This window comes from Citrobacter pasteurii, assembly GCF_019047765.1.
Taxonomy (GTDB): domain Bacteria; phylum Pseudomonadota; class Gammaproteobacteria; order Enterobacterales; family Enterobacteriaceae; genus Citrobacter; species Citrobacter pasteurii.
This window is the reverse complement of the sequence record NZ_CP077262.1, coordinates 3,976,223-3,999,689: the sequence shown is the minus strand read 5'-3', so window position 1 is coordinate 3,999,689 and position 23,467 is coordinate 3,976,223. Positions and strand designations below refer to the sequence as shown.

The 23,467-nt window shown below is 53.3% G+C and carries 18 protein-coding genes and 1 other annotated feature; of the genes, 11 read left to right on the top strand and 7 right to left on the bottom strand.

What is annotated here, in order from left to right; genetic code table 11:
- Positions 1–57: 57 nt before the first annotated feature.
- Both acrB and acrA read right to left on the bottom strand, forming a co-directional pair.
- Positions 58–3,207 carry an efflux RND transporter permease AcrB gene (acrB, locus tag I6L54_RS19425; protein WP_005125193.1) on the bottom strand — a complete coding sequence of 1,050 codons (3,150 nt, stop codon included), beginning with the start codon at positions 3,205–3,207 and terminating at the stop codon, positions 58–60.
- Positions 3,208–3,229: 22 nt separating this feature from the next.
- Positions 3,230–4,423 carry a multidrug efflux RND transporter periplasmic adaptor subunit AcrA gene (gene acrA / locus I6L54_RS19420; protein WP_040232688.1) on the bottom strand — a complete coding sequence of 398 codons (1,194 nt, stop codon included), beginning with the start codon at positions 4,421–4,423 and terminating at the stop codon, positions 3,230–3,232.
- A gap of 141 nt (positions 4,424–4,564) precedes the next feature.
- Here acrA and acrR point away from each other — a divergent pair, with 141 nt between their 5' ends.
- Positions 4,565–5,215 carry a multidrug efflux transporter transcriptional repressor AcrR gene (gene acrR, locus I6L54_RS19415; RefSeq protein WP_005125195.1) on the top strand — a complete coding sequence of 217 codons (651 nt, stop codon included), beginning with the start codon at positions 4,565–4,567 and terminating at the stop codon, positions 5,213–5,215.
- A 127-nt stretch (positions 5,216–5,342) separates the two neighbouring features.
- Positions 5,343–8,708: a mechanosensitive channel MscK gene (gene mscK, locus I6L54_RS19410; RefSeq protein ID WP_040232686.1), complete on the top strand. Its 3,366-nt coding sequence runs from the start codon at positions 5,343–5,345 to the stop codon at positions 8,706–8,708.
- A gap of 78 nt (positions 8,709–8,786) precedes the next feature.
- Here mscK and rsmS read toward each other — a convergent pair whose 3' ends face one another.
- Together rsmS and priC are read right to left on the bottom strand one after the other, a co-directional pair.
- Positions 8,787–8,945 (bottom strand): pleiotropic regulatory protein RsmS, encoded by a 159-nt coding sequence (rsmS, locus tag I6L54_RS19405; RefSeq protein ID WP_072041477.1) that lies wholly within the window; start codon positions 8,943–8,945, stop codon positions 8,787–8,789.
- Between the two features lie 13 nt (positions 8,946–8,958).
- On the bottom strand, positions 8,959–9,486 hold the full coding sequence (priC, locus tag I6L54_RS19400; RefSeq protein ID WP_040232685.1) for a primosomal replication protein N'': 528 nt from the start codon (positions 9,484–9,486) through the stop codon (positions 8,959–8,961).
- 69 nt (positions 9,487–9,555) lie between these two features.
- Here priC and I6L54_RS19395 point away from each other — a divergent pair, with 69 nt between their 5' ends.
- The 8 genes from I6L54_RS19395 (at position 9,556) to hemH (ending at position 17,716) form a co-directional block, all read left to right on the top strand.
- A complete protein-coding gene (locus tag I6L54_RS19395; RefSeq protein ID WP_003847534.1) occupies positions 9,556–9,933 on the top strand; it encodes a DUF454 family protein in 378 nt (125 codons plus the stop codon).
- A 194-nt stretch (positions 9,934–10,127) separates the two neighbouring features.
- Entirely contained in the window at positions 10,128–10,679 is a 552-nt protein-coding gene (gene apt / locus I6L54_RS19390) for an adenine phosphoribosyltransferase (protein ID WP_005125198.1), read from the top strand.
- Positions 10,680–10,798: 119 nt separating this feature from the next.
- Positions 10,799–12,724 (top strand): DNA polymerase III subunit gamma/tau, encoded by a 1,926-nt coding sequence (gene dnaX / locus I6L54_RS19385; RefSeq protein WP_040232684.1) that lies wholly within the window; start codon positions 10,799–10,801, stop codon positions 12,722–12,724.
- Positions 12,057–12,121: a sequence feature (DnaX frameshifting element), on the top strand. Its footprint overlaps the gene before it by 65 nt.
- A gap of 57 nt (positions 12,725–12,781) precedes the next feature.
- A complete protein-coding gene (locus I6L54_RS19380; RefSeq protein ID WP_003021764.1) occupies positions 12,782–13,111 on the top strand; it encodes a YbaB/EbfC family nucleoid-associated protein in 330 nt (109 codons plus the stop codon).
- Complete coding sequence (gene recR, locus I6L54_RS19375; protein WP_003021767.1) at positions 13,111–13,716, top strand: recombination mediator RecR; 606 nt, start codon at positions 13,111–13,113, stop codon at positions 13,714–13,716. Before I6L54_RS19380 ends, recR begins: the two co-directional genes overlap by 1 nt.
- Before the next feature lie 110 nt (positions 13,717–13,826).
- Positions 13,827–15,701: a molecular chaperone HtpG gene (gene htpG / locus I6L54_RS19370; protein WP_040232681.1), complete on the top strand. Its 1,875-nt coding sequence runs from the start codon at positions 13,827–13,829 to the stop codon at positions 15,699–15,701.
- A gap of 232 nt (positions 15,702–15,933) precedes the next feature.
- Positions 15,934–16,578 carry an adenylate kinase gene (gene adk, locus I6L54_RS19365; protein WP_040232680.1) on the top strand — a complete coding sequence of 215 codons (645 nt, stop codon included), beginning with the start codon at positions 15,934–15,936 and terminating at the stop codon, positions 16,576–16,578.
- Positions 16,579–16,753: 175 nt separating this feature from the next.
- Positions 16,754–17,716, top strand: a complete 963-nt coding sequence (hemH, locus tag I6L54_RS19360; RefSeq protein WP_040232679.1) for a ferrochelatase — start codon at positions 16,754–16,756, stop codon at positions 17,714–17,716.
- Here hemH and aes read toward each other — a convergent pair.
- Positions 17,713–18,672, bottom strand: coding sequence for an acetyl esterase (aes, locus tag I6L54_RS19355; protein ID WP_040232678.1), 960 nt, complete (start codon positions 18,670–18,672; stop codon positions 17,713–17,715). The two genes, hemH and aes, sit on opposite strands and share 4 nt — an antisense overlap.
- 153 nt (positions 18,673–18,825) lie before the next feature.
- On the opposite strand from aes, the gene gsk reads away from it, so the two are divergent.
- Complete coding sequence (gene gsk, locus I6L54_RS19350) at positions 18,826–20,130, top strand: inosine/guanosine kinase (protein ID WP_040232677.1); 1,305 nt, start codon at positions 18,826–18,828, stop codon at positions 20,128–20,130.
- A 92-nt stretch (positions 20,131–20,222) separates the two neighbouring features.
- Here the strand turns inward: gsk and ybaL are convergent, their stop codons facing one another.
- Both ybaL and I6L54_RS19340 read right to left on the bottom strand, forming a co-directional pair.
- A complete protein-coding gene (ybaL, locus tag I6L54_RS19345) occupies positions 20,223–21,902 on the bottom strand; it encodes a YbaL family putative K(+) efflux transporter (protein WP_005125207.1) in 1,680 nt (559 codons plus the stop codon).
- Positions 21,903–22,127: 225 nt separating this feature from the next.
- Positions 22,128–23,348 carry an MFS transporter gene (locus I6L54_RS19340; protein ID WP_040232675.1) on the bottom strand — a complete coding sequence of 407 codons (1,221 nt, stop codon included), beginning with the start codon at positions 23,346–23,348 and terminating at the stop codon, positions 22,128–22,130.
- Positions 23,349–23,467 lie beyond the last annotated feature (119 nt).

Genomic DNA, 23,467 nt, shown 5'->3' with positions numbered 1-23,467 from the left:
TTTATGATTTTTTTCCAGAAAAAAGGCCGCTTGCGCGGCCTTATCTTTAGGAATGTATCAATGATGCTCAACTGAGTGGCTATGTTCAACATCTTCGTTCTTGCGGCTAAAGCGGCGGCGGACCACCACAAAGAACACCGGAACAAAGAAGATAGCCAATACGGTTGCGGTGACCATCCCGCCCATTACGCCAGTACCGACGGCGTTCTGTGCGCCACTACCTGCGCCGGAGCTGATAACCAGCGGCATTACGCCGAGGATAAAGGCTAACGATGTCATCAGAATCGGACGTAAACGCATACGAACTGCATCCAACGTCGCTTCTACCAGGCCTTTACCTTCTTTATCCATCAAGTCTTTGGCGAATTCGACGATCAATATCGCGTTCTTCGCCGACAACCCAATGGTTGTGAGCAGGCCCACCTGGAAGTAAACGTCGTTGGTCAAACCACGGAACGTTGCCGCCAGCAGCGCACCGATAACCCCCAGCGGAACGACCAGCATAACGGAGAACGGAATTGACCAGCTCTCGTACAATGCCGCCAGACACAGGAAGACGACGATCAGTGAAATCGCATACAAGGCAGGTGCCTGGTTACCGGACAGCCGTTCCTGGTAGGACATGCCCGTCCAGTCATAGCCGATACCGGATGGCAGTTTGCTGGCCAGTTGCTCCATCATTGCCATCGCTTCACCGGTACTTTTACCCGGTGCGGCCTGGCCCAGGATTTCCATGGAAGGCAGACCGTTATAGCGTTCCAGACGCGGTGAACCATATTCCCAACGCGAGGAAGAGAATGCAGAGAACGGCACCATTTGTCCATCGCTACCACGGACATACCAGTTTCCAATATCTTCCGGCAACATACGGTATTTGGCTTCAGACATGACGTAAACTTTCTTCACACGACCACGGTCGATGAAGTCGTTCACGTAGCTTCCGCCCCATGCAGCGCCCAGCGTTGTATTAATGTCGCTAATGGAAACACCCAGAGCCTGCGCTTTTTCCTGATCGATATCGATCTTGAATTGCGGAGTATCTTCCAGACCGTTAGGACGTACGCCGACTAACAGGTCAGGATGCTTCGCGACTTCACCAAACAGCTGGTTACGCGCCTGGGTCAGCTTCTCATGACCTAAACCTGCCTGGTCAATCAGCTGGAAGTCGAAACCGGTAGCAGTACCCAATTCCACAATGGCCGGCAGGTTAAAGGCAAAGACCATGGCGTCTTTAATCTGCGAGAATGCACCCATCGCACGTTGAGTAATGGCCTCAACTTTGTTCTCTTCGCCCGGGCGTTCACTCCAGTCTTTCAGAGAGACGAATGCGATACCGGTGTTCTGACCACGACCCGCAAAACCGAAACCGTTAACGGCAAACACCGATTCAACGTTCGCTTTTTCTTTAGTCAGGTAGTAATCCGTCATTTCATCCAGCACCTTCTGGGTACGCTCTTGCGTTGCACCCGCTGGCAGCTGAGCCATTGACAGGAATACCCCCTGGTCTTCATCCGGCAGGAACGAACTTGGCAGACGAACGAACAGATAAGCCATGCCGACGACGATGATCAGATACAGCGCCAGGTAGCGACCGGTGCTGCGCAGAATACCGCCTACGCTATCGGTATAGTGATGCGTGCTCTTATCGAACATGCGGTTGAACCAACCGAAGAAGCCCGTTTTGCCTTCACCGTGATCGCCTTTAGCAATCGGTTTAAGCATTGTTGCACACAGGGCAGGGGTCAGAATCAACGCCACCAGTACAGACAACGCCATTGCGGAAACAATGGTGATGGAGAACTGACGGTAAATCGCACCGGTAGAACCCCCGAAGAAGGCCATTGGGATAAATACCGCTGACAGTACCATCGCGATACCCACCAATGCGCCCTGAATCTGGCCCATTGATTTACGCGTAGCTTCTTTCGGTGGTAGCCCTTCTTCGGCCATGACACGTTCAACGTTCTCGACCACCACGATGGCGTCATCCACCAACAGGCCGATGGCGAGCACCATCCCGAACATCGTTAGCGTGTTTATCGAGAAGCCGAAAATTGCCAGCACAGCAAAAGTACCCAACAAGACGACCGGGACGGCGATGGTCGGAATCAACGTCGCGCGGAAGTTCTGCAGGAACAGATACATAACCAGGAACACGAGGATGATTGCTTCTGCCAGTGTCTTCACAACTTCGTGAATAGAGATTTTCACGAACGGTGTTGTGTCATACGGATAAACAATTTTCAGGCCTGACGGGAAGAACGGTTCCATCTTCACCAGTTCGGCGCGGATAGCCGCTGCAGTATCCAGGGCGTTCGCACCGGTAGCCAATTTGATACCCAGACCAGACGCCGGTTTGCCGTTGAATTTCGCAATGATGTCGTAGTTTTCACCACCCAGTTCAATCTTCGCTACATCGCGCAGACGAACCTGGGAGCCATCCTGGTTCACTTTCAGCAGAATTTTGCCGAATTCGTCGGTGGAGGTCAGACGCGTCTGAGCAATGATAGAGGCGTTCAGTTGCTGGCCTTTCACGGGTGGCGTACCACCAAGCTGACCGGCTGCAACCTGGGCGTTCTGCGCTTTAATCGCGGAAATCACATCTACCGGCGTAAGCTGGTATTTGTTCAGTTCGGTTGGGTCCATCCAGATACGCATCGCGTACTGTGAACCGAACAGCTGAACGTCACCGACGCCTGAAGTACGGCTGATGCTGTCTTTCATGTTAGCGGCGACGTAATCCGAGATATCTTCCTGCGTCATGGTGCCATCGGTGTTGATAACACCAACAACCATCAGGAAGCTGCTGGATGACTTCTCAACGCTAACCCCTTGCTGCTGTACTTCCTGAGGCAGCAACGGCATGGCCAGCTGCAGTTTGTTCTGCACCTGTACCTGCGCGATATCCGCATCAGTACCGGACTGGAAGGTTAAGGTGATCTGCACGGTACCCGTGGAGTCACTGTTTGAGGACATGTACATCAGGTTATCGATACCGTTCATATTCTGTTCGATAACCTGCGTAACAGTATCCTGTACTGTTTTGGCATCAGCGCCAGGGTAGGTCGCGGAGATCGTCACTGCCGGAGGTGCAATAGTAGGATATTGCGCTACCGGCAATTTGAGGATCGCGAGCCCCCCTGCCAACATGATGATAATGGCGATCACCCACGCAAATATGGGGCGATCGATAAAGAAATTAGGCATGTCTTAACGGCTCCTGTTTAAGTTAAGACTTGGACTGTTCAGGCTGGCTACCGCTTGCGGCTGGCTGGTTATTATCCGCGGTGACTTCCTGCGCTTTAACCTGAGCGCCAGGACGAACTTTCTGCAGCCCACTTACAATCACGCGGTCGCCCGGCTTAAGTCCTTCAGTGACTAACCATTTGTCGCCAATTGCTTGTGCTGCCACAATTTGACGCGTTTCAACTTTGTCATCAGCACCGATAACTAATGCACTGGCATCGCCACGCGGTGTACGGGTAACGCCTTGCTGTGGAACCAGTATCGCCGTTGGGTTTGTCCCTTCTTCCAGACGCGCACGGACGAACATGCCCGGCAGTAGGGTGTGATCCGGATTCGGGAAGATTGCGCGTAACGTAATTGACCCAGTGGTTTGATCAACCGTCACATCCGAAAACTCCAGCGTACCGGACTGCGGGAATTTAATACCGTCGCTGGTGACCAGTTCGACTTTTGCTTTACCGTTCTCTTGCTTCAGCGTGCCATTGGCCAACTCTTGTTTCAGGCGCAGGAAATCGTTACTGGACTGCGTCACATCAACATAGATGGGATCCAACTGCTGAACGGTCGCCAGTGCGGTCGCCTGACCGTTTTGCACCAGTGCACCTTCAGTAACAGATGACTTACCAATGCGGCCGCTGATTGGTGACGTGACTTTGGTATAGGCCAGATTAATACGTGCGGTTTCTACCGCGGCTTTCGCAGCGACAACAGCAGCGTTCGCCTGTTGTGCATCTGCCTGCGCGCTATCGTAGTCCTGTTGACTGATGTACTTCGTACCTAACAGTTTCTGATAACGTTTAACCGTCAGTTGAGCGATATTTGCCGCTGCTTGTGCTTTGGCCAGATCGCCTTTCGCACTTTCGTACGCGGCCTGGTAAGTAGCAGGATCAATCTGATAGAGAGACACACCTGCTTCAATGTCGCCGCCTTCGGTAAAGTTACGTTTCAGGATAATACCGCTGACCTGAGGGCGAACTTCCGCAATGCGAAAAGCACTGGTGCGACCTGGGAGTTCAGTTGTGATCTGTAGAGGTTCAGTTTTGAGCGTCACAACTCCAACTTCTGGCATCTGCTGGCCCCCTTGTTGGGCCTGTTTGTCGTCACATCCTGTTAGCGCTAAGCTGCCTGAGAGCATCAGAACGACTGCCAGAGGCGTTAACCCTCTGTTTTTGTTCATATGTAAACCTCGAGTGTCCGATTTCAAATTGATCAATGGCTTAAAGCCCATAAACCCATTGCTGCGTTTATATTATCGTCGTGCTATGGTACATACATTCACAAATGTATGTAAATCTAACACCTGTAAATTCACTGACATATGGCACGAAAAACCAAACAACAAGCACAGGAAACACGGCAGCACATTCTGGATGTTGCTCTGCGTTTGTTTTCGCAGCAAGGGGTATCATCCACCTCGCTTGCGGAGATCGCAAAAGCCGCTGGTGTAACGCGCGGTGCAATCTATTGGCATTTCAAAAACAAATCGGATTTATTCAGTGAAATCTGGGAGCTAGCAAAACCTAACATTGATGAGTTAGAGACTGAGTATCAGGCAAAATTCCCTGACGATCCACTATCAGTATTAAGAGAAATTTTAATTTACGTTCTTGAAACTACCGTGACAGAAGAACGCCGACGTTTATTGATGGAGATTATATTCCACAAATGCGAATTTGTCGGGGAAATAGCATCAGTTCAGTTAGTCGAACGTAGCCTGTGTCTGGAAAACTATGACCGTATAGAAAAAACGTTACGCCACTGTATGGATGTCAACATGCTGCCGGAAAATCTGAACACACGTCGGGTAGCGGTGATAATGCGTAGCTATATTTCCGGAATCATGGAGAACTGGTTATTTGCCCCTGAATCATTTGATCTGAAGAATGAGGCTCGCCACTACGTGGCGGTGTTGCTGGAGATGTGCCTGCTTTGTCCAACCTTGCGCCTGCAGACAGGGGAAATACGCTAACCTACCATTTCTGCACCAGGAATTCTCCTGGTCATTTTGCCTCCTGCTATTCTGCCGGTCACAGCCGTGATATTCTTGCCGCTTGACTATTTCCGGTCACTTTCCCGGTTCAGAAACATTCATTCTCATGACTATGTTGCAGCTCTATAAACGTTCACAGCATGTAATTGCTATTAGCATTCTTTTCTTCATTCTATTGCTATCCTGCCAGTCATCTGCATTTGCGCGGGCGCAACAGGGTGGTGAACTGCCGACGAAAGCGGATATCCAGAGCCAGTTAGACACGCTGAGTAAACAAAAAGATCTCTCCGCGCAGGATAAGCTGGTCCAACAGGATCTCATCGATACCGTCGCCACGCTGGATAAAATCGATCGCGTAAAAGATGAGACCGTACAGCTTCGTCAGAAAGTGGCTCAGGCGCCGGAAAAAATGCGCCAGGCAACGGATGCGTTGAATTCACTCAGCGATGTCGATAATGACGATGAAACGCGGAAAACGCTGAGCACGCTCTCTCTGCGCCAGCTTGAATCTCGTGTCGCCCAGGTGTTGGACGATCTGCAAAGTGCGCAAAACGACCTTGCAGCCTACAACAGTCAGTTGGTCTCGCTGCAAACGCAGCCAGAGCGCGTGCAAAATGCGATGTACACCGCATCACAGCAAATGCAGCAAATCCGCAATCGCCTGGATGGGACTAATGTGGGTGAGGCGGCATTACGCCCCAGTCAACAGGTGTTGCTGCAGGCGCAGCAAGCGTTGCTGAGCGCGCAGATCGATCAACAGCGTAAGAGTCTGGAAGGCAACACTGTTTTGCAGGATACCTTGCAGAAACAGCGTGATTATGTGACGGCGAATACGAATCGTCTCGAACATCAGCTTCAGTTGCTGCAGGAAGCGGTGAACAGCAAACGTCTGACGCTAACCGAAAAGACGGCGCAGGAAGCAGTCACGCCTGACGAAGCGGCTCGTATCCAGACCAACCCGCTAGTTAAGCAAGAACTTGATATTAACCATCAGCTCAGCCAGCGTCTGATTGCCGCGACCGAAAACGGCAACAGCCTGATGCAGCAAAATATTAAAGTCAAAAACTGGCTTGACCGCGCGCTGCAATCCGAACGCAACATTAAAGAACAGATTGCCGTTCTGAAAGGCAGTCTGCTGCTGTCGCGTATTCTGTATCAGCAACAACAAACGCTGCCGTCGGCGGATGAACTTGCCGATATGACCAACCGGATCGCCGACTTGCGTCTGGAGCAGTTCGAGGTCAACCAACAACGCGACGCCCTGTTCCAGAATGATGCGTTTGTCGCCAAGCTGGAAGAAGGGCACAGCAGCGAAGTTAACGGCGAAGTCCATGATGCCTTACTGCAGGTCGTGGATATGCGTCGTGAACTGTTGGATCAGCTGAATAAGCAACTGGGTAACCAGCTGATGATGGCGATTAATCTGCAAATTAACCAGCAGCAGTTAATGAGCGTGTCGAAAAACCTGAAAGGGATCCTCACGCAGCAGATCTTCTGGGTTAACAGTAACCGTCCGATGGACTGGGACTGGATCAAAGCGTTCCCGCAAACGCTTAAAGACCAGTTTAAGTCGATGAAAATCACGGTGAACTGGGAAAAAGCGTGGCCCGCAGTGTTTATTGCGTTCCTGGCGGGATTACCGCTGCTGCTCATTGCCGGGTTAATCCGCTGGCGCCTGAAATGGTTGAAAGAGTATCAGGCGAAACTAGCCGCCGCGGTGGGTAACCTGCGTAATGACAGTCAGCTCAACACGCCAAAATCGATTCTGATCGATCTCATCAGAGCCTTGCCGGCGTGCCTGATTATCCTCGCGATAGGTCTGATTTTGTTGACTATGCAGTTGAATATCAGCGACCTGCTGTGGGCGTTCAGCAAGAAGATGACCGTCTTCTGGCTGGTGTTTGGTTTGTGCTGGAAGGTGCTGGAAAAAGATGGCGTGGCGATTCGTCATTTTGGCATGCCTGCGAAACAGACCAGCCACTGGCGTCGCCAGATTGTGCGTATTAGTCTTGCGCTGTTGCCGCTTAACTTCTGGTCGGTTATTGCTGAGCTGTCGCCGCTCAACCTGATGGACGATGTGCTGGGTCAGGTGGTCATTTTCCTCAACCTGCTGCTGATCGCCTTCCTGGTATGGCCAATGTGCCGCGAAAGCTGGCGTGATAAAGAGTCGCATGGTCTGCGTCTGGTGACGATTACCGTGCTGTCTATTATCCCGATAGCATTAATGGTGCTGACGGCGACCGGCTATTTCTACACCACGCTGCGCCTGGCGGGACGCTGGATTGAAACGGTTTATCTGGTCATTCTCTGGAACCTGCTGTACCAGACTGTGCTGCGTGGATTGAGCGTCGCGGCGCGTCGTATCGCCTGGCGTCGTGCGCTGGCGCGTCGTCAGAACCTGGTGAAAGAAGGGGCGGAGGGCGCAGAGCCGCAGGAAGAGCCGACCATCGCGCTGGAGCAGGTTAACCAGCAAACGCTGCGTATCACCATGCTGGTGATGATTGCCCTGTTTGGGGTCCTGTTCTGGGCCATTTGGTCTGATTTGATCACCGTGTTCAGCTATCTCGACAGCATTACGCTCTGGCATTACAACGGCACCGAAGCGGGTGCGGCGGTGGTGAAAGACGTCACCATGGGCAGCCTGTTGTTTGCCATTATTGCCTCAATGGTCGCGTGGGCGCTGATCCGTAACTTACCCGGCCTGTTGGAAGTGCTGGTGCTCTCGCGACTGAAGATGCGTCAGGGCGCTTCGTATGCGATCACCACGATCCTCAATTACGCGATCATCGCCATCGGCGCAATGACGGTCTTCGGATCGCTCGGCGTATCGTGGGACAAACTCCAGTGGCTGGCAGCGGCCCTGTCGGTTGGTCTGGGTTTTGGCTTACAGGAAATCTTCGGTAACTTTGTTTCCGGCCTGATTATTCTGTTTGAACGCCCGGTCCGCATCGGCGATACGGTTACTATCGGTACGTTCTCAGGAACGGTCAGCAAGATCCGAATTCGTGCTACCACCATTACCGACTTCGATCGCAAAGAGGTGATCATCCCGAACAAAGCATTCGTGACGGAACGTTTGATCAACTGGTCGCTCTCTGATACCACCACGCGTCTGGTGATCCGCATTGGCGTGGCCTATGGTTCTGATCTGGACAAAGTGAAGAAAGTGCTGCTGCAGGCGGCGATGGAGCACCCGAAAGTGATGCACGATCCGGAGCCGGCAGTGTTCTTTACGGCTTTCGGTGCCAGCACGCTGGATCATGAACTGCGTTTATACGTGCGTGAACTGCGCGATCGTAGCCACACGGTTGATGAACTTAACCGTGCGGTCGATCGTTTGTGCCGTGAAAACGACATTGATATTGCCTTTAACCAACTCGAAGTGCATCTGCATAATGCCAAAGGTGACACAGTGACAGAGGTTAAGCGTGACATCATCAAAGGCGACGACCCGACGCCTTCGGTAGGTTAATAGAAAAAATCATCAGGCCTGCGAGCTTCGATTCATTCGTAGGCCTGATAAGTGCAACGCCATCAGGCATTTCAGCTATCACGCTTTTGTAGAAGAAGAGAGCTGTTTCTTTTCGTAATCCCGTTTAACAATCTCCAGCGCCTTCAGTACGGTCTCAGGCGCAACCTGATTTTCTTCTAGTAAAACAATCAAATCGACGGCCAGTTTGACCTCGTCCGGGGCGTTCTCTAATGACATAAATTCTCCGGGATTAACGGGTTAAACGCGCCAGCACGTTTTCTATTCTCGCCAGTGCATGGCGACAGCGAGCCAGTCGCGCCTCGAATGCTTCTACTTCACGATGCAGTTTTTGCTGTTCTTCAAAACCCGTTGACTGAGCCAGACGCTCTTTGCGTTCACGCGTCATTTCCACCAGTCGGCGTTCAAACTCCTGGTGTTGAACCCGCTTGCGCTGCCAGCGCGCCAGGCCTGGAGATGCGTTGTCCCACTCGCGGAGCGACCAGCTGGCAGTTTCACGCGAAATCGCCTCTAACTGTGAGGCAAGGTGTTCCGCCAGCCAGCTAATTTGTGGCAGTTGTTGCTGTTCGACTGCACGGCGCAAGGCGACGAGATTATCTTCAGCTTCATCCAGACAGACCTGCAGCAACGTGCTGCGAGTGTGAAACAGATGCCTGTCAAAGCGGGCGCTCAGCGTGGCGTGATGTGCCAACGGGGCACAACGCTGCCGCAGGCGGTTAAGCTGGTTTTCAAGCGTCTGTAGCAGCATGACGGTTTTCACGACAACACTCCGATGAAAATGAGAACTGTTATGCTAAAGTAGCGATTCTCTGTGTTAAGTATTGATATTATGCAACGCATTATTCTAATCATCATTGGCTGGATAGCGGTAGTGTTAGGCACGCTGGGCGTTGTATTGCCGTTGCTGCCCACGACGCCATTTATCCTGCTGGCCGCCTGGTGTTTTGCCCGCTCATCGCCGCGCTTTCACGACTGGCTGCTGTACCGTTCGTGGTTCGGCGGGTATCTGCGTCACTGGCAAAAACACCGCGCGATGCCGCCTGGAGCGAAGCCGCGCGCGATTTTGTTGATCCTGGTGACATTTGCTATTTCACTCTGGCTGGTCAATATGATGTGGGTGCGCGGTCTGCTGCTGGTTATTCTCGCCTGTTTACTGATTTTTATGTGGCGGATCCCGGTGATTGATGAAAAACAACAAAAGCAGTAAAGCGCAATAATCGCTGTTGCAATTGTCTCTCGCAGCCAGTAAATTCGACCGTTTTCGAGCACAGGCGCAGATGGTCAAAGGTTAAGCAAGTGTAACCCTGACCCTTAATATAGACACAAAATCATTCAAGATACGTCGAGGATGAAGTGTATAGTGCGCCGTGAAGTAATACTGTATCAATCAGGCACAAACTTATGACCGCGACTGCACAGCAGCTTGAGTTTCTCAAAAATAGCATCAAAAGCATCCACGATTACCCAAAACCGGGCATTCTTTTCCGTGATGTCACCAGTTTACTGGAAGATCCGAAAGCCTACGCCCTCAGCATTGAATTGCTGGTTGAACGCTATAAAGATGCGGGTATCACTAAAGTGGTTGGCACCGAAGCGCGTGGCTTCCTGTTTGGCGCGCCGGTAGCGTTGGGTCTGGGCGTCGGATTTGTTCCGGTACGTAAACCCCGTAAGCTTCCGCGTGAAGTGATTGCTGAGAGCTATGAGCTGGAATACGGCACCGATCAGCTGGAAATTCACGTTGATGCCATCAAACCGGGCGATAAAGTCCTGGTTGTAGACGACCTGCTGGCAACTGGAGGCACGATTGAGGCGACCGTGAAGTTGATCCGCCGTCTGGGTGGCGAAGTGACCGATGCTGCCTTTATTATTAACCTGTTTGATCTGGGCGGCGAACAGCGTCTGGAAAAGCAGGGGCTGACTTGTTACAGCCTGGTTCCATTCCCGGGCCACTAATTTCGGGCTATCTTATCCCGGCTGAAGTAATACCGAGACACACAACCTCGCCGTTGCTGCGAGGTTGTGTTAGCATTACCCTCCTGTGAATCCACCCTCCAGCCTTTCAGAGCCTGCCAATGAGTTATCAGGTCTTAGCCCGAAAATGGCGCCCACAAACCTTTGCTGACGTCGTCGGCCAGGAACATGTGCTGACGGCACTGGCGAACGGCTTGTCGTTAGGGCGTATTCATCATGCTTATTTGTTTTCCGGCACCCGTGGCGTCGGAAAAACCTCTATCGCCCGCTTACTGGCGAAGGGATTAAACTGTGAAACCGGCATCACCGCTACGCCGTGCGGCGTATGCGATAACTGCCGGGAAATTGAGCAGGGGCGTTTTGTCGATTTGATTGAAATCGATGCCGCCTCACGCACCAAAGTCGAAGACACTCGCGATCTGCTGGATAACGTTCAGTATGCGCCTGCGCGCGGTCGCTTTAAGGTCTATTTGATCGACGAAGTGCACATGCTGTCGCGCCACAGTTTTAACGCCTTGCTGAAAACGCTCGAAGAGCCGCCCGCGCACGTCAAATTCCTGCTGGCGACCACCGATCCGCAGAAGCTGCCGGTGACCATCCTGTCGCGCTGTCTGCAATTCCATCTTAAAGCGCTGGATGTCGAACAGATTCGCCATCAGCTTGAGCATATTCTCAAAGAAGAGCATATCGCCCATGAACCGCGTGCGCTGCAACTGCTGGCTCGCGCCGCGGACGGCAGCCTGCGCGATGCGCTGAGTTTGACCGATCAGGCGATCGCCAGCGGTGATGGCCAGGTCTCGACCGACGCGGTCAGCACCATGCTCGGCACGCTGGACGACGACCAGGCGCTCTCACTTGTTGAAGCGGTTGTGGCCGCCGACGGCGAACGCGTGATGACGTTGGTGAACGACGCCGCCGCGCGCGGTATTGAATGGGAAGCGCTGCTGGTTGAGATGTCGGCTTTGCTGCATCGTATCGCCATGGTTCAGCTTTCACCTGCCGCGCTCGGCAGCGATATGGCCGCCATTGAACAGCGTATGCGTGAACTGGCGCGAATCGTCCCGCCAACCGATGTGCAGCTTTATTATCAGACCCTGTTAATTGGGCGCAAAGAACTGCCGTATGCACCGGACAGGCGAATGGGCGTCGAAATGACGCTGCTGCGTGCGCTGGCTTTTCATCCGCGCATGCCGCTCCCGGAACCTGAAGTCCCGCGCCAGTCGTTTGCCCCGGTCGCACCCACAGCGGTGATGACCCCGACGCAGGTGCCGCAGCAGCCACCTGCGCCAGCGCAACAGAATGTGCCGCTCTCCGATGCCACCAGCCAGGTGCTGGCGGCACGCAGCCAGCTGCAACGCGCTCAGGGAGCAACCAAACCAAAAAAGAGTGAACCGGCAGCCGCTTCCCGCGCGCGGCCGGTGAATAATGCTGCGCTGGAAAGACTGGCTTCGGTGTCGGAACGTGTTCAGGCGCGTCCGGCGGTCTCTGCGTTGGAAAAGGCGCCGGCGAAGAAAGAAGCGTATCGCTGGAAAGCGACCAATCCTGTTGCAGAAGTTAAAGAAGTCGTTGCCACGCCGAAAGCGCTGAAAAAAGCGCTTGAGCATGAAAAAACGCCGGAACTGGCGGCAAAGCTTGCGGCTGAAGCGATTGAACGCGACCCGTGGGCCGCCCAGGTGAGCCAGCTCTCGCTACCTAAACTGGTGGAGCAGGTGGCGCTTAATGCCTGGAAAGAAGAGAATGGCAACGTGGTGTGCCTGCACCTGCGTTCCACGCAGCGGCACCTTAATTCCAGCGGCGCGCAGCAAAAACTGGCCGAAGCATTGAGTACCTTAACGGGGTCAACGGTTGAATTGACCATCGTTGAAGATGATAATCCTGCGGTGCGCACGCCGCTGGAGTGGCGTCAGGCCATTTATGAAGAGAAGCTCGCGCAGGCGCGTGAGTCGATTATTGCGGATAATAACATCCAGACGCTGCGTCGTTTTTTCGATGCGGACCTGGACGAAGAGAGTATTCGCCCCATTTGATCGTCAGCCTAATGGTTTGATGGTCGTCATCCCTTAACGTGATTGAGAGAGAAGCCTATGTTTGGTAAAGGCGGTCTGGGTAACCTGATGAAACAGGCCCAGCAGATGCAAGAAAAAATGCAGCAGATGCAGGAAGAAGTCGCCAAGCTGGAAGTGACCGGCGAATCTGGCGCGGGTCTGGTAAAAGTGACCATCAACGGCGCGCATAACTGCCGTCGCGTGGAGATCGATCCAAGCCTGCTGGAAGACGACAAAGAGATGCTGGAAGACCTGGTTGCTGCGGCATTCAACGACGCGGCGCGTCGTATTGAAGAGACGCAGAAAGAGAAGATGGCTTCTGTTTCCTCCGGAATGCAGCTGCCGCCTGGCTTTAAGATGCCGTTCTGATGCAAACCAGCCCGCTGTTAACTCAGCTTATGGAAGCACTGCGCTGTCTGCCGGGCGTTGGCCCGAAGTCTGCGCAGCGCATGGCGTTCACGCTGCTTCAGCGCGATCGCAGCGGCGGGATGCGTCTGGCGCAGGCGTTAACGAAGGCGATGTCGGAAATCGGCCACTGTGCCGATTGCCGCACTTTCACCGAGCAGGACGTCTGCAACATCTGCTCGAACCCGCGTCGCCAGGAAAACGGTCAGATTTGCGTGGTGGAGAGTCCGGCGGACATCTACGCCATTGAGCAAACCGGGCAATTTTCCGGACGTTACTTCGTGCTGATGGGACACCTGTCGCCGCTGGACGGTATCGGGCCAGATGACATCGGGCTGGATCGTCTTGAACAGCGACTGGCGTCTGAGCAAATTAACGAACTGATCCTCGCGACCAATCCTACGGTCGAAGGAGAGGCGACCGCCAACTATATTGCTGAGCTTTGCATGCAATATGGCGTTGAAGCCAGCCGTATCGCCCATGGCGTTCCGGTAGGCGGCGAGCTGGAAATGGTCGATGGCACCACGCTGTCGCACTCTCTGGCAGGACGACACAAGATTAAATTCTGAACAAACGGAGGCCGCGACGGCGGCTTCCGCTTGAAATCCTTCCCGCTTGTCCCCATTTCACCCTCAACGTGTTTTTACCATTGAATATGGCATTGTTGAGGTAGATCTACATGAAAGGACAAGAAACTCGTGGTTTTCAGTCAGAAGTAAAACAGCTTCTGCACCTGATGATCCATTCTCTGTATTCCAATAAAGAAATCTTCCTGCGTGAGCTTATCTCTAACGCCTCGGATGCAGCAGACAAGCTGCGTTTCCGCGCACTGTCTAACCCGGACCTGTATGAAGGTGACGGTGAGCTGCGTGTGCGTGTTTCCTTCGATAAAGATAAGCGTACGTTGACCATTGCCGATAATGGCGTGGGGATGAACCGTGATGACGTTATCGATCATTTGGGGACCATTGCGAAATCCGGCACCAAATCTTTCCTCGAATCCATGGGCTCCGATCAGGCGAAAGACAGCCAGTTGATTGGTCAGTTCGGGGTTGGTTTCTACTCTGCCTTCATCGTGGCGGACAAAGTCACCGTGCGTACCCGTGCTGCGGGTGATAAACCGGAAAACGGCGTGTTCTGGGAGTCTGCGGGCGAGGGTGAGTACACCGTTGCTGATATTACCAAAGAAGACCGCGGTACCGAAATTACTCTGCATCTGCGCGAAGGCGAAGACGAGTTCCTCGATGACTGGCGCGTACGTTCCATCATCAGCAAATATTCCGACCATATCGCGCTGCCGGTAGAGATCGAAAAATCCGAAGAGAAAGACGGCGAGACCGTGGTTTCCTGGGAAAAGATCAACAAGGCGCAGGCGCTGTGGACGCGTAACAAGTCGGAAATCAAAGACGACGAGTACAACGAATTCTATAAGCATATCGCCCACGATTTCACCGATCCGCTGACCTGGAGCCACAACCGTGTGGAAGGTAAGCAGGAATACACCAGCCTGCTGTATATCCCGTCGCAGGCGCCGTGGGATATGTGGAATCGCGATCACAAGCATGGTCTGAAACTGTACGTCCAGCGTGTATTCATCATGGACGATGCCGAGCAGTTCATGCCGAACTACCTGCGCTTTGTGCGTGGTCTGATAGATTCCAACGATCTGCCGCTGAACGTTTCTCGCGAGATCCTGCAGGACAGCACCGTCACCCGTAACCTGCGCAGCGCGCTGACCAAACGCGTACTGCAGATGCTGGAAAAACTGGCGAAAGACGACGCGGAAAAATACCAGACCTTCTGGAAACAGTTCGGTCTGGTGCTGAAAGAAGGCCCGGCGGAAGATCATGCCAACCAGGAAACTATCGCTAAACTGATGCGCTTCGCGTCTACGCACACTGACTCCTCCGCGCAAACCGTGTCGCTGGAAGACTATATCTCCCGTATGAAAGAAGGGCAGGAGAAGATCTACTACATCACCGCAGACAGCTACGCGGCGGCGAAGAGCAGCCCGCATCTGGAACTGCTGCGTAAGAAAGGCATCGAAGTCCTGCTGCTTTCTGACCGCATCGATGAGTGGATGATGAACTACCTGACCGAGTTCGATGGCAAACCGTTCCAGTCCGTGGCGAAAGCCGACGAGTCTATCGACAAACTGGCGGATGAAGTTGACGAGTCGGCAAAAGAAGCGGAAAAAGCGCTGACGCCGTTTGTTGAGCGCGTGAAAACCCTGCTGGGCGATCGCGTAAAAGAAGTGCGTCTGACTCACCGTCTGACCGACACCCCGGCTATCGTCACCACCGATGCGGACGAAATGAGTACCCAGATGGCGAAACTGTTCGCCGCTGCGGGCCAGGCTGTGCCGGAAGTGAAATATATCTTTGAACTGAACCCGGACCACGTGCTGGTTAAACGCACGGCGGATACCCAGGACGAAGCGCAGTTCAAAGAGTGGGTTGAACTGCTGCTGGATCAGGCGCTGTTCGCCGAGCGCGGCACGCTGGAAGATCCGAACCAGTTCATCCGTCGTATGAACCAGTTGCTGGTGTCCTGATAACCATCATCTAATGCCGGATGGCGCTAACGCTTATCCGGCCTACAACATCTTTTTGATCGTAGGCCGGATAAGGTGTTTACACCGCCATCCGGCAATTTCTTTCCTTATTTTCAATTTTCCCTCCGTTAACCGTTTCAGCGTCGGGCGTCTTCCTTGAGCCAATTGCGTGATGGTGGTATCGTTTAGCGCTTTTTAAAAAATATCGACAACCTTTAAGGGGATTTTCGTAATGCGTATCATTCTGCTTGGCGCTCCGGGCGCGGGTAAAGGAACTCAGGCTCAGTTCATCATGGAGAAGTATGGTATTCCGCAAATCTCCACCGGTGATATGCTGCGTGCCGCCGTGAAATTTGGCTCCGAGCTGGGCAAACAAGCGAAAGACATCATGGACGCCGGTAAGCTGGTGACTGATGAGCTGGTGATCGCGCTGGTAAAAGAGCGTATTGCTCAGGAAGACTGCCGTAATGGTTTCCTGCTCGATGGCTTCCCGCGTACTATTCCGCAGGCAGATGCCATGAAAGAAGCGGGTATCAACGTGGACTACGTTCTGGAATTCGACGTACCTGACGAGCTGATCGTTGACCGTATTGTAGGTCGCCGCGTACACGCAGCTTCTGGCCGCGTTTACCACATCAAATTCAACCCGCCTAAGGTTGAAGGTAAAGACGACGTGACCGGCGAAGAGCTGACCACCCGTAAAGACGATCAGGAAGAGACCGTACGCAAGCGCCTGGTGGAATACCATCAGATGACCGCACCGCTGATCGGCTACTACTCTAAAGAAGCGCAGGCGGGTAACACCAAATACGCGAAAGTTGACGGCACTCAGGCCGTGGCTGACGTTCGCGCAGCGCTGGAAAAAATCCTCGGTTAATTTTTAACGCGGTTAATGCCGGATGGCGGTGTATACACCTTATCCGGCCTACGATGTTTTGTAGGCTTGATAAGCGCCATCAGGCAAATTCTCGTCTTACCTCTCACAGCAATTAGTTCTTCTTAACCGCTTTTCCGCTACAATTATCAACAATTTGAATCGATAAGAGGCGGTAATGCGTCAGACGAAAACCGGTATCCTGCTGGCAAACCTCGGCACTCCCGATGCCCCAACCCCCGAAGCCGTTAAGCGCTACCTGCGCCAGTTTTTAAGCGATCAACGCGTAGTCGATACGTCCCCTGCACTGTGGTGGCCGTTGCTGCGTGGTGTGATTTTGCCGCTGCGAGCGCCGCGTGTGGCAAAACTGTACCAGTCAATCTGGATGGAAGACGGTTCTCCGCTGATGGTCTACAGCAAGGCGCAACAGCAGGCGCTGGCACAACGTCTGCCGGATACGCCTGTCGCACTGGGGATGAGCTACGGTTCGCCGTCGCTCGAAAGCGCGGTCGATGAACTGCTGGCAAGCGGGGTTGAACACATGGTGGTGTTACCGCTGTACCCGCAATATTCCTGTTCGACAGTGGCGGCAGTCTGGGACGAGCTGGCGCGCATCTTAGCGCGTAAACGCGGTATTCCAGGCGTCTCATTTATTCGTGATTACGCCGATGACAGCAGCTACATTGATGCGCTGGCCAGGAGTGCCCGGGATTCATTTGCTCAACATGGCGAACCTGATTTACTGCTGCTCTCCTATCACGGCATTCCGCAGCGCTACGCCGATGAAGGCGATGACTACCCGCAGCGCTGTCGCGATACGACGCGTGAGTTGGTTTCAGCGCTGGGTCTGCCGCCGGAAAAAGTCATGATGACCTTCCAGTCTCGCTTTGGCCGCGAACCCTGGCTGACGCCGTATACCGACGAAACGTTAAAAATGCTGGCGGAGAAAGGGACCCGACATATCCAGGTTATGTGTCCGGGCTTCGCAGCTGATTGTCTCGAAACGCTGGAAGAGATAGCGGTGCAGAACCGGGAGATTTTCCTTGAGGCTGGCGGTAAGCAATATGAATATATTCCGGCGTTGAATGCCACACCGGAACATATCGAAATGATGGTTAAACTGACCGCCGCCTATCGTTAAAGCTGCGCCCTGAAGTAACGCGCGCCGTCCTGCAGGGCATCGTCGGCGGTTTTCATCATCCGGGAATAGTGCAGGAAGGCGTGCAGCGTGCCGGGATACATTTTGTACTGGCAGGGCTGCTGATGCGCCTGTAACGTCTGGAATAATAAGCGGCTATCGTCAATCAGCGGATCGAACTCCGCACCGGCGATAAAACACGGCGGTACGTCGCGCGTCAGATCGTTGTTAAACAGGCAATAGTACGGTGACTCGCGATCGTCAGCGCTACGTAGGTACGCGTTTTCGTACATCTGCAAGTCCTCGCGGGTTAAACCATCCCACGCGCCGCCCATCAGCCGTCGGCTCAGTGAATCCTGCAGCCCGTAAAGCCCATACCACAACAGCACGCCAGCCACCTTGCCGCAGGTAATGTTGTTGTCTCGCAGCCACAGAGTGCTGGCTAGCGCCAGCATCGCGCCGGCGGAATCGCCCGCAAAACCAATCGTATTGATATTGAGGGGATAGTCGCCAGCATGTTGATGATAGTACTGGCAAACGGCGACGATCTCTTCGATAGCTTGTGGGTAACGGGCTTCTGGCGCCAGCGAATAGTCGATGCCGATCACCGTGCACTGGGTGTAGTGCGCCAGTAAGCGCATAATACGGTCGTGGGTATCCAGATTACCGAGAATAAAACCGCCGCCGTGCAGGTAATACAGCGTCGCCTGGCTTTGGGGCTGCGGAGCGTAGATGCGTGTGGCAACGGGGCCGCAGGCGGTAGAAATCACGCATTCGCGGGTAGGTATCTGCGGGGCATCGGCATTCCACAGTCGCCGTTCATGAATGTAGTGTTGGCGCTGGGCCACGAAGTCATCGGCAGCGGGCCACGGCGGCAAATCGTCGCGATGAAAATTCACCACGCTTTTCATTTCATCCGAAATTTTGTCGAGTACGGGGATTTTGTTTTCCGGCTTCATAAAACGCTCCTTGTGGACGATGATTTATTGTAGAAACTGAGAGCGGATAAACTGCGATCCCGCCGTCCGATATTGAAACTTAGCGCCGCATCGCATGCATATCAGGTAATGTGCTACCATGCATCGCTCAGTTAACCACCCATATAATCGACCATGAAATTTCCCGGTAAACGTAAATCCAAACACTATTTTCCCGTCAGCGCGCGCGATCCGTTGCTGCAACAAATTCAGCCAGAAAATGAAACCAGCGCGGCCTGGGTTGTCGGTATCGACCAAACGCTGGTCGATATTGAAGCCAAAGTGGATGATGATTTTGTAAAACGTTATGGATTAAGCGCCGGGCACTCTCTGGTGATTGAAGATGATGTTGCGGAAGCGCTCTACCAGGAACTGGTACGCGAAAACCTGATCACCCATCAGTTTGCAGGCGGCACCATCGGTAACACTATGCACAACTACTCCGTGCTGGCGGATGATCGCTCGGTGCTGCTGGGCGTGATGTGCAGCAATATCGAGATTGGCAGCTATGCGTACCGCTATTTATGCAATACCTCCAGCCGTACCGATCTGAACTACCTGCAAGGCGTTAATGGACCGATTGGCCGCTGCTTTACGCTGATTGGCGAATCCGGAGAGCGTACCTTCGCCATCAGCCCCGGACATATGAACAAACTGCGGGCGGATAGCATCCCTGAATCGGTCATTGCCGGTGCATCCGCGCTGGTGCTGACGTCCTATCTGGTGCGCTGCGAGCCGGGCGAGCCGATGCCGGAAGCGACCATGAAGGCGATTGAATATGCCAAAAAACACAATGTGCCGGTGGTACTGACGCTGGGAACTAAATTCGTTATTGCGGATAACCCACAGTGGTGGCAGGAATTTCTGAAAGAGAATGTCTCTATTCTGGCGATGAACGAAGAAGAAGCTGAAGCGCTGACCGGTGAAAACGATCCGCTGCTGGCGTCTGACAAGGCGCTGGACTGGGTGGATCTGGTGCTATGCACTGCGGGCCCGGCAGGTCTGTATATGGCGGGCTTTACGGAAGAAGAAGTCAAACGTAAAACCCAGCATCCACTGCTGCCTGGAGCGATTGCCGAATTCAACCAGTACGAGTTTAGCCGCGCCATGCGTCATAAAGACTGTACTCATCCGCTGCGTGTATATTCGCACATCGCGCCGTATATGGGCGGGCCAGAAAAGATCATGAATACCAACGGTGCTGGCGACGGCGCACTGGCGGCATTGCTGCATGATATTACCGCTAACAGCTATCACCGCAGCAACGTGCCTAACTCCAGCAAGCACAAGTTCACCTGGCTGACCTATTCGTCATTAGCGCAGGTGTGTAAATATGCTAACCGCGTGAGTTATCAGGTGCTGAACCAGCATTCCCCACGTCTGACGCGCGGTTTGCCGGAACGTGAAGACAGTCTCGAAGAGTCGTACTGGGATCGCTGAGTTCTTGCCTGATGGCGCTACGCTTATCGGGCCTACGCGTAGCAATATGTAGGCCGGATAAGGCGTTTTACGCCGCCATCCGGCACGTAACATTAACTGGCAGTAGCAACTTCACCGGCAGGCGGCGTTTCAATCATCTCCAGCATGGTGCGGGCGATTTCACGCTCCCCCATGACCACCTGATTGGCGCCACGCTCGGTAATGTATTCCACCTCATCGTCATAATGCGCGCGGGCGATAATCTCAATCGACGGGCACTTCTCACGAGCTGAAGCAACAATCTCACCTGCTTCGTAACCATTTGGAATGGTCAGCAGCAGCCAGCGTGCGCAATCCAGGTGCGCCAGATTCATAATTTCCTCGTTGGCGGCGTTGCCCAGCACCGCCCGGATCCCACGCTCGCGCAGTTCATCCACCCGGGTTCGTGAGGTTTCGATAACCACCAACGGGATCCCTGCTGCCATCAGTTTCTCACCCAGCAGGCTGCCGACACGACCAAAACCGACCAGCAGTGCATGATTACAAATATCAACCGGGATCTGCTTCTCTTCTTCGATAGCCTCTTCCAGCGTCTGCTCTTCCAGCGTTTCGGTTTTGGCGAGATATTTCTCTAATACAGCAAACAGTACCGGGTTGAGCATAATGGACAGGATAGCCCCCGCCAGCACCAGATTCTGTCCTGCCTGTGGCAGCAGGTTTAACGCCATTCCCAGACCCGCCAGGATAAAGGCAAACTCACCAATTTGCGCCAGGCTGGTGGCAATGGTGAGCGCTGTGCGTTGGGAGTGGCCAAACAGGCGCACCAGGAAATAGGCGGCAAGGGATTTACCAAAGATGATAATCGCCAGCGTGCCCAGCACTGCCAGCGGCTGTTGGATCAGGACTAACGGATCGAACAGCATCCCGACGGAAACGAAGAACAGTACGGCGAACGCATCGCGCAGCGGTAGGGTATCGTGCGCCGCGCGGTGACTCAGTTCTGATTCATTCAGCACCATACCGGCGAAGAATGCGCCCAGCGCAAAGGAGACATCGAACAGTTCCACTGCGCCAAAGGCGATACCTAAGGCGAGGGCGAGAACTGACAGGGTAAACAGCTCGCGTGACCCGGTAGCGGCGCTGCGTGCCATAATCCACGGTACCAGGCGACGACCCACCAGCATCATAATGGCGATAAATGCCACTACCTTGCCGATGGTAATGCCCATATCGACGGCCAGCGAAGTAAAGCCGACGTTTCCTTTTTCCAGCATTCCGGCGACAGCAGGCAGGAGAACCAGCGTCAGCACCATCATCAGGTCTTCGACAATCAGCCAGCCAATGGCAATTTGCCCGCGCTGGCTGTCAATGAGCTGCCGTTCTTCAAGCGCACGTAACAGTACCACGGTACTGGCGGTTGAAAGACACAGCCCAAAGACGATACCGACCATCAGCGACCAGCCCATCACCGCTGAAAGCGCCATGCCCAGCAGCGTTGCTACCGCTATCTGGGCAATCGCGCCGGGAATGGCGATAGCCTTTACCGCCATCAAATCCTTCAGGGAAAAGTGCAGCCCGACGCCGAACATTAACAGGATCACGCCAAGCTCAGCCAGTTCAGGTGCGAGTTTGGTATCAGCAACAAAACCAGGAGTAAATGGACCGGCCAGAACGCCCGCTAACAGATATCCCACCAGAGGAGAAATACGTAGTTTATTGGCAATCATGCCTAATATAAAAGCGAGCACAAGGCCGCCGACAATGGTGGTGATAAGCGGGGTGGCGTGATGCATTCCGTCTCCTTTGGTTGCTGTGTTGATCCTGAAAACCCAAATTCCGAGTAATAGTTTATGACAATTTTGAAGTTTATGTTTATGAATAATTATTGAATTTTGATGAAAACAGGATTTTAAAGGAAAAAAAGCACGGATCGGAAAACTACGGGGGGATGTTTGAGGCAAACGCTGATGGTCACTGTAAGTGATGACGACCAAAGTTTACCTTTGGCCGTCAGAAAATCAGGCTTTATGTCGGTTATCAGGTAAGAATATGGTCAGTATCCCCAGAAGTGGCAGGAAAGCACATATTTTGTAGACCAAATCGATACTGGTATGGTCGGCAATCAGCCCTAACACCGCGGCTCCCAAGCCACCCATGCCGAAGGCAAAACCGAAAAATAGCCCAGAAACCATGCCGATACGCCCAGGAAGCAGCTCCTGTGCATAGACCAGAATGGCAGAAAACGCTGATGCGAGGATAAAACCAATGATCACGATTAAAATCCCGGTCCATTCCAGCGTTGCGTAGGGTAAAACGAGGGTAAATGGTGCTACACCGAGGATAGAGCCCCAAATAACATATTTTCTACCAATTTTATCACCCAATGGTCCACCAATTACCGTTCCGGCTGCGACGGCAAACAGGAAGGCAAACAGATGAAACTGGGCATTTTGTACCGATAATCCGAATTTTTGCATCAGATAAAAGGTGTAGTAGCTGCTAATGCTCGCCATATAGAAGTATTTGGAGAAAATCAGCACCAGCAGAATGCTTACCGCCAGAACCACTTTATTACGCGGCAACGGATTAACGATGGCGACCTTCGGCTTTCCTTTACTCATCCGATGCTGCGCGGCATACCAACGGCTGATTTGCGCCAGGACGACAATCGCTAATAATGCTGCCAGTACGAACCAGGCCACATTACCCTTACCATATGGCGCGATGATGACAGCCGCCAGCAACGGTCCCAAAGAGCTACCGAAGTTACCACCAACCTGGAAAATCGACTGGGCAAGGCCGTGGCGACCGCCGGAGGCCATACGCGCCACGCGGGACGATTCCGGGTGAAATACCGATGAACCAGTACCGACCAGCGCCGCAGCGAGCAGTACCATATGGAAGCTGCCGGCCATGGCCAGCAAAACAAGCCCGCTCAGTGTGAAGCACATCCCAATGGGCAGCGACCACGGCATCGGATATTTGTCCGTCCAGTAACCCACGACCGGTTGTAGCAGCGAGGAAGCAAGCTGGAAGGTCAGGGTAATCATCCCTATCTGCATAAACGTCAGCGAGAACTCTGACTGCAAAAGCGGATAAATCGCCAGAATCAGCGACTGGATCATATCGTTTAGCAGATGGGAGAGGCTGATTGCCCCTAAAATGCCAAATGAGGTGCGTGCTTTAGCAACCGACGCTGACGCGCCAGCCGCTGGCTGGGTTGGTTCACTTATTGCCATAGAAAGTCACTTCTGTTTGGTTGCGATTATGAGGGTAATCTAATTTGTTATTATTACCTGACTAACATACCTGCGGAAGGTGTTTGAAGGAAGTCTCATTTCTGAAAACATTTTCGACT